The following is a 9,452-nucleotide window of genomic DNA, read 5'->3' as shown; positions in this document are numbered from 1 at the left end:
GCGGGAGCGGCGGGGGCAGYGGGAGCGGCTGCGCCGGCATCGGCGGCTGCGGTGGCGGCCGGCGCCGACGCGGCCGGTGCGGCGGCATCCTGGGCCAGGACCGGCAGTGCGGCGCCGAGCGCCATCGCGACCGTGAAGCCTGCGATCAGTTTGGTGAGTGTGCGGATCATCGGATTCCCCTTACAGCGCATCGTTGCCGGTCTCGCCGGTACGGATACGGATTACCTGCTCCAGATCGGAGACGAAAATTTTGCCGTCACCGATCTTGCCGGTGCGTGCCGCGCTTTGGATGGTGTCGATCACCTGGTCGACGATGGCGTCGTCGACCGCCGCCTCGATCTTGGTCTTCGGCAGGAAGTCGACCACGTACTCGGCGCCGCGGTAGAGTTCGGTATGGCCCTTCTGGCGGCCGAAGCCTTTCACTTCGGTCACCGTAATACCCTGGACATTGAGCTCGGAAAGGGCCTCGCGGACCTCGTCGAGCTTGAAGGGTTTGATGATGGCGGTGATCATTTTCATGCGATTGCCTCTTCAGAAAGTTTTTGAAACAGACAGCAGGGCCGCGGACTTCCCGAGGTTTTCCCGCGACGGGCTCAGGTAGGCGCTGGTATTGGCCTTGACGTAAGCCAGCGCCACCGAGCAGACCCCGAGGTCCTTGGTCACGCCGATCTTGTAGTCGGTGTAGGAAGCAGCGCTGTTGTGGCGGACTTCCTGGCGGCCCGCGTGCAGGTTCAGCACGAAGCCGCCGCCGACGTCGACGTTCGCGCCGATGTCGAGGTAGCCGCTGCCCTTGCTGTCGGCGGTGCCGAACAGGTTGGTCAGCGAATGCGAGTACTTGACGTAGGCCGGTCCATAGCCCAGCTGGCCATAGAGCTCAAAGGTGTTGGCGTTCGGATGCAGGCCGTTGTCCGGATAGAAGTAGTAGAGGCCACCGACGTCGTAGGTGATGTCGGCGCTGAGATTGCCGCGCTTGCCGCCGTAGATATCCCACTCGACGTTGCCGCTGCCGCCCGCGTCCTTGGTCCATTTGATGGACGAGAGCCAGGTGCCGACGTAGAGGCCGGTCGGGTTATGGACATAGTCGGCGCCGCCCTGCACCGCCGGATCCAGGCGGCTCTGGGACAGGCCGCGGTAACGGTAATCGCTCGTCACCGCCGCGTTGAAGCTGACCTCGTGCTCGGGCTTCTGTTCCTGCTCCTGCGCCCCGGCCAGACCGGTGCTCAGGCTCCACAAACCCGCCGCGACCATCGCGATGTGCTGCCACTTGCTGCTTCGACGCTTCATACGATACTCCCTGGTAAATGAACTTTGGACCTGATGGGTTTACAATCCGTACTTCGCTTTCCTGTTTTTCTATGTTGTATGTTTGCTTTAGCAGGATGCGTGCCACCCCTGAATGGACCGGCAGACCTTGTATTCACAGGCCTCTGCCCCCATTTTTGATATGCCAAAACACAAATGACGCCGCAAGGGCGTGCGCCACGCGGGTGCACGCACTAAATCAGCGAGGCGCGCACAAAATGAGTGCGCACCACCCGGCTTCACCAAGGACAGAAATGGATATGAATAACTTCTTTAACGATCTGCAGGGCAAGATCAACCAGGCGATCGAGAATTCGCCGGCCAAGGACATCGAACGCAACGTCAAGGCCATGATGACCCAGGGCTTTTCGAAGCTGGACCTGGTGACGCGCGAAGAATTCGACATCCAGGCCCAGGTGCTGGCCAAGACCCGCGCCAAGCTCGACGCCCTGGAATTGCGCGTGGCGGAACTGGAAGCGAAGCTGGCGTCGGTGACGGCGGTGGATTCGGATCAGAAGGTTTAACGCAGCACGAGGCGGCGAGTGAGCCGCCATAACCCGAACAGGGCGGCACCGCCCAGGCTCACGCCGATGACGATGCCCAGCATGACGCCGACCGGATTGCCCAGCCGGGCATCGTCGGCCACGAAGACCAGGATGGCGGCCAGCGCCAGCTGCGCGAGCCAGACGAAGCGCAGCGGCCGCAATGCCGCCACATCCCCCCGCCGCCTGAACCGGAGCGCCACATAGAGCACCGGCCCGCACAGCAGGCAGAACAGCAGCGCCAGGATGGCGAAGGTCAACAATAGTTTCGGCATGCCGGCACTATACACATTTGGCCGCTCTCAACAATGGCAGGGCGGCCAGCGCTCACCATCTGCAGGTCTTCATTTTTCCCTCCACACCATGAGTCTCGCAGTACTGCGCAGCCGCGCCCTGGCCGGCATGGACGCGCCGTCCGTCAGCGTCGAAGTGCACCTGGCCAACGGTCTACCAAGCCTGGCCATCGTCGGCCTGCCGGATGCCGAGGTGCGCGAATCGAAGGACCGGGTCCGCGCCGCGCTGCAGAATTCCGGCTTCGAGCTGCCGAACCGCCGTATCACCATCAACCTGGCGCCGGCCGATCTGCCGAAGGAATCGGGGCGCTTCGACCTGCCGATCGCGCTGGGCATCCTGGCCGCCTCGGAACAGATTCCCAGCGAGGGGCTGGACCGCTACGAGTTCGCCGGCGAGCTCTCGCTGTCCGGCGAATTGCGCCCGATCCGCGGCGCGCTGGCGATGACCTTCGCCATGCATCGCAGTCCGGACGGCGCCAGGCGCGCCTTCGTCCTGCCGCATGCGAACGCCGACGAGGCGGCGCTGGTCAGCGATGCCGCCATCTACCCGGCGCATACCTTGCTCGAGGTGTGCGCGCACTTCGCAGCGCAAGCTGACGATGCCCGCCTGGCCCGCCACCGGCCGCCGCAAGCCCTGGCGCCGCCGCGCTATCCCGACTTCGCGGACGTGAAAGGCCAGCAGCACGTCAAGCGCGCCCTCGAGGTCGCGGCGGCCGGCCTGCATTCGGTGTTGATGGTGGGGCCGCCCGGTGCCGGAAAAAGCATGCTGGCTTCGCGCTTTCCCGGCCTGCTACCGGCCTTGAGCGACGAGGAAGCGCTGGAGTCGGCGGCGCTCCAGTCGCTGGCCGGGCGCTTCTCGATCGAGCGCTGGCGGCGCCGGCCCTTCCGCAGTCCTCACCACACCAGCTCGGGCATGGCCCTGGTGGGCGGTGGCGGGATGCCGCGGCCGGGCGAGATCTCGCTGGCCCATCATGGCGTACTCTTCCTGGACGAGCTTCCGGAGTTCAGCCGCCACGTGCTGGAAGTGCTGCGCGAACCGCTGGAATCCGGCCACATCACGATTTCCCGCGCGGCCCGCCAGGCCGACTTCCCCGCCAGCTTTCAATTAATCGCGGCCATGAATCCCTGCCCCTGCGGCTGGCTCGGCCACCCGTCCGGCAAGTGCCGCTGCAGCCATGACGCGGTGCTGCGCTACCAGGACAAGATCTCCGGTCCACTGCTCGACCGCATCGACCTGCAGGTGCCGGTATCGGCAATGGCGCCGGAATCGATGGCGGCCCAGGCCGACGGCGAGGCAAGCAGCCATATTGCCGCACGCGTGGCGCGCGCCCACGCTGTGCAAGTGGCGCGCCAGGGCAAGGCCAACCAGCGCCTGTCGACCCGGGAAATCGACCGCCATTGCGAACTCGACGAGGCTGCGGAACAGTTGCTGCGTAATGCGATGCGCCACCTGCACTGGTCGGCGCGGGCCTATCACCGGGTCTTGAAGGTGGCGAGGACGATTGCCGACCTGGCGGTGGCACCCCGGGTGCAGTCCGAACACGTGGCCGAGGCGATCCAGTACCGCAGGGGCTTGCTGGACGCCTGAGCGGCGCTGACGAGATTAAATAATTGCAACATTTTACTGGCCGACGACGCGGGGCGCTGATACCATCGCCCCATGAAAATCCGTCTTCCCTTGCCGGTTATTTCCGTCCTGCTGGCCAGCGTCCTGCTCGGCGCCTGCAGCCCCAAGTACAACTGGCGCGACTACGCCAGCCAGGATGCACCCTACCGGGTCATGTTCCCGGCCAAGCCGGCCAGTGCCACCCGCACCGTCGACCTCGACGGCATGCAGGTCAGCATGACAATGACGGCCGCCGAAGTCGACGGCGCGACCTTCGCGGTCGGCTCGGCCGAGGCGCCGGACGAGGAACACGCGCGCGCCGCGGTGCCGGCGATGGTGCAGGCCCTGACGCGCAATATCGGCGCCGTCAAGGAACAGGCCGCCGCGCATGCGGAGTCCGGCGGCAGATCGGTCAGCGACATCGACGTCACCGGCAGCAGCAACGGCCAGCCGGTGCGCCTGGTCGGCCATTTCGAGGCGCGCGGCAAGCGCTTCTACCAGGTCATCGTGCTCGGCAAGACGAACGCCATGCCGTCTGAGCAGGTCGAGCAGTTCCTCAGCTCCTTCACCCTCCGTTGAACCGTCCCTTACCATGAACAGCGATACCCCAGCACTGCAGCTGCGCTCCCTGCGCAAGGCTTTCGGCCGCCCGGCCGTCGACGGCATCGACCTGAGCGTCCGCCGCGGCGAACTCTATGCCCTGCTCGGCCCCAACGGCGCCGGCAAGACCACCACCCTGCGCATGGTGACCGGCCTGCTGGCGCCGGACGCCGGCCAGATCGAAGTACTCGGCATCGACCTCGCGGCCAACCCGGCCGCCGCCAAGCAGAAGATGGCCTACCTGCCGGACGACCCGATGCTGTACGGGAAGCTGAAGCCCACCGAATACCTCGAATTCGTCGCCGGCCTGTGGGGCATCACGCCCGAGGATGCCGAGCCGCGCGCACGCCGCTTGCTCGACTGGCTGGACCTGAGCAAGCACGCGCACGAGCTGACCGAAGGGTTCTCGCGCGGGATGAAGCAGAAGCTGGCGCTGGCCGGGGCCCTGATCCACGAACCCCAGCTGCTGATCCTGGACGAGCCGCTGACCGGCCTGGACGCCGCCGCCGCGCGCCAGGTGAAGGACTTGCTGGTCTCCCACGTCAACCAGGGCGGCACCGTGATCCTGACCACCCACATCCTCGAGGTGGCCGAACGCCTGGCGCAGCGCATCGGCATCATCCGCCAGGGCCGCTTGATCGCCGAAGGCACGCTGGCCGAGCTGCGCGAGCGGACCCTGGGTGGCAGCCTGGAAGACGTGTTCCTGCAGCTGACGGAGCAGGCGTGAGCGCGCCGCCCGGCTCGAGCCGCTGGCTGCTGCGCCACGAGCTGCGCATGGCCTGGTATGGCGCGGCCGTGAACGGGGGCGGCAAGCGGCGCATGAGCTGGGTCAGCATCGCCGTGTGGGTGCTGGCCTGGACGCTGCTGCACGTGGGCGCCTTTGCGCTCCTGCACAAGCTCGGGCCGGACGGCGTCGCGGATCCGCGCATGGCCATCCTGGCGACCCTGGCGCTGGTGGCGATCGGCACCTTCATGCTCTCGAGTTCACTCAAGGCGAGCGTGCTGGCGCTGTTCGAGCGCGGCGACCTCGACCTGCTGCTGTCTTCGCCCCTGCCCTCGCGCAGCATCTTCACGGTGCGCCTGCTGGGCGTGGTGCTGGCTTGCGCCGCCCTCTATCTGTTCCTGCTCGGGCCACTCGTCCACGTCGGCGTGGTGCTCGGCGAGTTCCGCTGGATCGGCGTGTATGTGGCGATTGCCACCACCTCGACCTTGATGGCCTGCCTCGGCATGCTGCTCACCCTGGCGCTGGTACGCCTGCTGGGCGCGCGCCGCACGCGGGTGCTGGCGCAGGTGCTCAGTGCGGTGGCGGGCGCGCTGCTGTTCCTGCTGTCGCAGTCGTTTTCGCTGGTATCGCAGACGGCCGGCGGGGGCGCCGCCCAGCGCACGCTGCAGCACCTCGCGGAGTCCCCGTGGCTGGCTCCCGGCAGCCCGCTGTGGCTGCCCGGCCGCGCCGCGCTCGGCGAGCCGCTGCCGATGCTGGGAATGGCCGTGCTGGGCGTCGCCGCCTTCATGCTGACGGTCGGGCGCACCCACCGCTTCTTCGTGCACGGCGTGCAGGAGGCGGCCAGTACCGCGCGTGCGATCGCCAGGCCGCAGGGGGCGGTGCGGATGCGCTTCCGCCGCAGCCTGTTCGATACGGTGGTGGTCAAGGAGTGGCGCCTGATCGCCCGCGATCCGCACCTGATCTCGCAGGTGCTGCTGCAGCTGGTCTACCTGGTGCCGCTGCTGTTCCTCATCCTGCGCAAGAACGATTCGCCGGGTCCGGCGATCGGCGCCGGCCTGGCGCTGCTGTGCAGCTCACTCACCAGCTCCCTGGCCTGGATCATCGTCTCGGCCGAGGATGCGCCGGACCTGCTGCAATCCTCGCCTGCCGCCGCGCGCACGATCGGCCTGGCGAAGCTGGCCGCGGTGATGATGCCGCCGCTGATGCTGGTCGCCCTGCCCCTGCTGTGGCTGATGGTACGGGCGCCGCTGGCCGCGGTGTTGATCGGCTTCGTCGTGGTGGGCGCCATCCTGGGTGCCGCCCTGATCGTGAAATGGCTGGGGCGCCCGGGACTGCGCAGCGATTTCAAAATGCGCGGCAAGGAGAATTTCCTGTGCTCGGTGTTCGAGATCGTCAACACGCTTTGCTGGGGTGGACTCGGCTGGCTGCTGGTGTCGCTGGCGGCCGAGCAAGGCGTGGCGGCCGGATCGACCGCCCTGTTCGCGGCCGGGGTGCTGGCGGCCGCGCTGCTGGCGCTGCTGCTGGCCTGGCTGCTGCGGCGCCGGGCCTGAGCATAAAGTGGCGCCGCGCACCGACATCGCACGGCGAGTCGTGTTATCGTTTGGTTACTCATGATTGAACGAGAAAGCTATGCTAATCACCTTCAAATCCAAAGCCTATCCAAACGTCCTGATGATGCAGGAACATGCCATGCGCATCCTCGACCTGCTGCACAAGGACCCGGAGCGCGGCGTCATCACGGCTGCCGAAGCCACCAAGGCCGTACAACTGCTCGAGCATGAAATCGAAGAGAGCCGCAAGCACCACGCCACCGACGAAGTCGAGCAGGACGTCAAGGCCCATGCCGGCGATGTCGAAGATGCCGAACACGAACCGGTCGAAATGGTCAGCTTCCCGACCCGCGCCTATCCACTGCTGGAAATGCTGCGCGCCGCGCGCGACCAGGGCACCGACGTCCTCTGGGGCGTCTAACCCGTCTCCTTCCTGAGCGAGGCGCCGTCAGCGCGCCTCGGCGGACGCGGCTTCCGCCGGCGCGACCGCGATCCGGCTCTTGCCCTTGCGCTTGGCCTCGTACATGGCCTGGTCGGCCCGGGCCAGCAGGCGCGCCGGATCCGGCGCCTGGTCCGGCATGTGCAGGGCCACCCCGATACTCGCTCCCACCTGCACGCTGCCGCCATGCAGGGCATAGGGCCGGGTGAGCTGGGCCAGCAAGGTCTCCGCCTTGGCGGCGGCATCCAGCTCGTCGCTCAGCATCTCCAGGATCACCACGAACTCGTCGCCCGCAAGCCGGGCCGCCATATCCGTCTCGCGGATGCCGGCGAGGATGCGGCCGCCGAAGCGACGCAGCAGTTCGTCGCCCTCTTCGTGGCCGCGGGTATCGTTGACCTGCTTGAAGCCATCCATGTCGAGGAACAGCACCGCGCAGGGACGCCGCAGGCGGGCCGCGCGCGCCATCGCTTCGGGCAGTGTCTGCATCAGTGCGCGCCGGTTCGGCAGGCCGGTCAGCAGGTCGCGCATCAGCAGGCCTTCCAGCTCGGCGGTGCGCGCGGCCACCGTTTCCTCCAGGTGCGCGTTCATCTCCTCGAGGGCCATGCGGTGGCGGCGCTCGTTGCGGATCAGGCCGCGCAAGGCCTTGGACAGGACCTGGGCTTCATGGAAGCCGCCGGCCGCGGGAATCGCTTCCGGCACCGCGTGCTCGGGCGCCTGGGCGATGTTTTCCATGGCGCCGCTCAGCGACTTCAGGGGCGCCACGATGCGCCGGGCCATCAGGGCCGCCAGTGCGGCGAGGACCCCGGCAAGGAGCAGGCTGAACCACATTGCGCGGAGCTCGAAACGGCGGGCCGAAGCCATCGCCGCCTGTTCCGTCTGGCGCACCAGGACCGCCCAGTGCAGGGATGCGCGCTCGCGGCTGCCTCCACTCCGGCTGTAGCCCGTCACATAGGTGTGGCCGTCCGGCCAGCGTTCCGTGATGGCGCCCGTTTTGCCCTGCTGGGCCAGCCTGAGGCTTTCGGTCGAAATGCACTTCTCGAGGATATCGTCGGGGCCGAGCAGGACCACGCCATCGTTGCGCACGACGATGATCTCGGCGCCGATATCGCGCTGCGCCGGCGTCAGCAGCTCACGGGCAAGGCTGCGCGCCCAGCTCCAGCTCAGGTGGATGGCGAGCACGCCGCGCAGGGCGCCGTCGTCGTCGCGGATCGGCCCCGCAATGTCGACGAAACGCCAGGGATCGTTCGACCGCGGCAGCAGTTTGCCGAGCAGGGCGGCGGGATGGTAATCGATGGCCGTCACCTCCTGCTCGCCGGTATGGAACCAGGGGCGCGAGCTGACGTCGCGGTTTTCCAGCAGCCCGCCGGTCGCGGCCAGCACCTTGCCGTCGGGCTGGGCGATGCCGATCCAGGCGTAATTGCTGAAATGGCGTTGCAGGTTCTCGAGGATCTCGCGCGCCGCGGCCGGATCGGCGGGGTGGCGCAGTTGCGGCAGTGCCGACAGCAGGTAGACGTCGCGCACCGCCTGGTCCAGGGTGCGGTCGAGCGAGTCGCGCATCTGCCAGGACAGCTGCTGGAGGCGCAGCCTGGCCTGTTCGGAAGCGTGTTGGTTGGCGTAGTGATCGACGAGCAGCAGCTGGAGCAGCACCGTGATCGCGACTGTCAGGCAGGAGAAGGACACCAGCAATGCCGCAAGGCGGAAATATCTGGCCCGCCTGGGCCGCGGGTTGGTGTCGCTGCTGTCTGTCATATTGAGTGTCGGATAACAAAAGAGCGCAATGCTACCGTACATACACCGGCTGACTCCAGCAAAAACTTTCCCTAGATAAGAATTTGTGGCGGATTTGCCTATACAAGTTGGTCGCAGCTATTTAACGCGCAGAAAAGCAAAAAGCCCGCTCAGTATCAACTGAGCGGGCTTCTGCGAATAATTAGCCTGACGATAACCTACTTTCACACTGGTTGCAGCACTATCATCGGCGCAAAGTCGTTTCACGGTCCTGTTCGGGATGGGAAGGGGTGGTACCGACTTGCTATGGTCATCAGGCATGACTTGTACGCGTATCGTCTCCTGAGGAAGACGCGACGCTGAATCTGGAAGAAGTAGTTTTATCTGTTGTGTCAACAAACAGCTGTCATCGTACCCYGGCATGACTGCCAAGGTTATAGGGACAAGCCGTACGGGCAATTAGTATCGGTTAGCTTAATGCATTACTGCACTTCCACACCCGACCTATCAACGTCCTGGTCTCGAACGACCCTTCAAGGAGCTCAAGGCTCCGGGAAATCTCATCTCAAGGCGAGTTTCCCGCTTAGATGCTTTCAGCGGTTATCTCTTCCGAACTTAGCTACCCGGCAATGCCACTGGCGTGACAACCGGTACACCAGAGGTTCGTC

At 66.1% G+C, this 9,452-nt stretch carries 10 protein-coding genes and 2 rRNA genes; 6 read left to right on the top strand and 6 right to left on the bottom strand.

The window, feature by feature from the left end; genetic code table 11:
• Positions 1 to 180: 180 nt before the first annotated feature.
• Positions 181 to 519: a P-II family nitrogen regulator gene (locus tag AC1DOQ_RS26655; RefSeq protein WP_477371343.1), complete on the bottom strand. Its 339-nt coding sequence runs from the start codon at positions 517 to 519 to the stop codon at positions 181 to 183.
• 12 nt (positions 520 to 531) lie between these two features.
• The gene (locus AC1DOQ_RS26650; protein ID WP_477371340.1) at positions 532 to 1,284 is read right to left on the bottom strand and encodes a TorF family putative porin; all 753 of its coding nucleotides are present in this window, start codon (positions 1,282 to 1,284) and stop codon (positions 532 to 534) included.
• A gap of 272 nt (positions 1,285 to 1,556) precedes the next feature.
• On the opposite strand from AC1DOQ_RS26650, the gene AC1DOQ_RS26645 reads away from it, so the two are divergent.
• Positions 1,557 to 1,826 carry an accessory factor UbiK family protein gene (locus tag AC1DOQ_RS26645; RefSeq protein WP_477371337.1) on the top strand — a complete coding sequence of 90 codons (270 nt, stop codon included), beginning with the start codon at positions 1,557 to 1,559 and terminating at the stop codon, positions 1,824 to 1,826.
• On the opposite strand, the gene AC1DOQ_RS26640 is transcribed toward AC1DOQ_RS26645, so the two are convergent.
• Positions 1,823 to 2,104: a hypothetical protein gene (locus AC1DOQ_RS26640; protein WP_477371334.1), complete on the bottom strand. Its 282-nt coding sequence runs from the start codon at positions 2,102 to 2,104 to the stop codon at positions 1,823 to 1,825. The genes AC1DOQ_RS26645 and AC1DOQ_RS26640 overlap by 4 nt on opposite strands.
• Before the next feature lie 103 nt (positions 2,105 to 2,207).
• Here AC1DOQ_RS26640 and AC1DOQ_RS26635 point away from each other — a divergent pair, with 103 nt between their 5' ends.
• The 5 genes from AC1DOQ_RS26635 to AC1DOQ_RS26615 all read left to right on the top strand — a co-directional run bounded on the left by AC1DOQ_RS26635 (position 2,208) and on the right by AC1DOQ_RS26615 (position 7,038).
• Positions 2,208 to 3,725: a YifB family Mg chelatase-like AAA ATPase gene (locus tag AC1DOQ_RS26635; RefSeq protein ID WP_477371331.1), complete on the top strand. Its 1,518-nt coding sequence runs from the start codon at positions 2,208 to 2,210 to the stop codon at positions 3,723 to 3,725.
• 72 nt (positions 3,726 to 3,797) lie between these two features.
• Positions 3,798 to 4,322: a hypothetical protein gene (locus AC1DOQ_RS26630; protein ID WP_477371329.1), complete on the top strand. Its 525-nt coding sequence runs from the start codon at positions 3,798 to 3,800 to the stop codon at positions 4,320 to 4,322.
• Positions 4,323 to 4,335: 13 nt separating this feature from the next.
• Complete coding sequence (locus tag AC1DOQ_RS26625; RefSeq protein WP_477371326.1) at positions 4,336 to 5,070, top strand: ABC transporter ATP-binding protein; 735 nt, start codon at positions 4,336 to 4,338, stop codon at positions 5,068 to 5,070.
• Positions 5,067 to 6,617, top strand: a complete 1,551-nt coding sequence (locus AC1DOQ_RS26620; RefSeq protein ID WP_477371323.1) for a putative ABC transporter permease subunit — start codon at positions 5,067 to 5,069, stop codon at positions 6,615 to 6,617. The genes AC1DOQ_RS26625 and AC1DOQ_RS26620 overlap by 4 nt, the downstream gene beginning before the upstream one ends.
• Positions 6,618 to 6,696: 79 nt before the next feature.
• On the top strand, positions 6,697 to 7,038 hold the full coding sequence (locus AC1DOQ_RS26615; RefSeq protein ID WP_477371320.1) for a DUF1840 domain-containing protein: 342 nt from the start codon (positions 6,697 to 6,699) through the stop codon (positions 7,036 to 7,038).
• A 27-nt stretch (positions 7,039 to 7,065) separates the two neighbouring features.
• Here the strand turns inward: AC1DOQ_RS26615 and AC1DOQ_RS26610 are convergent, their stop codons facing one another.
• The 3 genes from AC1DOQ_RS26610 to AC1DOQ_RS26600 all read right to left on the bottom strand — a co-directional run.
• A complete protein-coding gene (locus AC1DOQ_RS26610; RefSeq protein ID WP_477371317.1) occupies positions 7,066 to 8,805 on the bottom strand; it encodes a sensor domain-containing diguanylate cyclase in 1,740 nt (579 codons plus the stop codon).
• Between the two features lie 184 nt (positions 8,806 to 8,989).
• A 5S ribosomal RNA gene (gene rrf / locus AC1DOQ_RS26605) occupies positions 8,990 to 9,102 on the bottom strand.
• Positions 9,103 to 9,222: 120 nt separating this feature from the next.
• Positions 9,223 to 9,452: ribosomal RNA gene (locus AC1DOQ_RS26600) — 23S ribosomal RNA — on the bottom strand; the annotation flags it as partial.

The organism is Massilia sp. 01N417 (genome assembly GCF_056399645.1).
This window is presented reverse-complemented; position numbering and strand designations above follow the sequence as displayed.

Bases quoted from the DNA above. Each gene is read 5' to 3' on its own strand.
- AC1DOQ_RS26655 (WP_477371343.1), bottom strand. From the start codon at position 519: ATGAAAATGATCACCGCCATCATCAAACCCTTCAAGCTCGACGAGGTC.
- AC1DOQ_RS26615 (WP_477371320.1), top strand. From the start codon at position 6,697: ATGCTAATCACCTTCAAATCCAAAGCCTATCCAAACGTCCTGATGATG.
- AC1DOQ_RS26610 (WP_477371317.1), bottom strand. From the start codon at position 8,805: ATGACAGACAGCAGCGACACCAACCCGCGGCCCAGGCGGGCCAGATAT.
- AC1DOQ_RS26625 (WP_477371326.1), top strand. From the start codon at position 4,336: ATGAACAGCGATACCCCAGCACTGCAGCTGCGCTCCCTGCGCAAGGCT.
- AC1DOQ_RS26650 (WP_477371340.1), bottom strand. From the start codon at position 1,284: ATGAAGCGTCGAAGCAGCAAGTGGCAGCACATCGCGATGGTCGCGGCG.
- AC1DOQ_RS26630 (WP_477371329.1), top strand. From the start codon at position 3,798: ATGAAAATCCGTCTTCCCTTGCCGGTTATTTCCGTCCTGCTGGCCAGC.
- AC1DOQ_RS26635 (WP_477371331.1), top strand. From the start codon at position 2,208: ATGAGTCTCGCAGTACTGCGCAGCCGCGCCCTGGCCGGCATGGACGCG.
- AC1DOQ_RS26645 (WP_477371337.1), top strand. From the start codon at position 1,557: ATGGATATGAATAACTTCTTTAACGATCTGCAGGGCAAGATCAACCAG.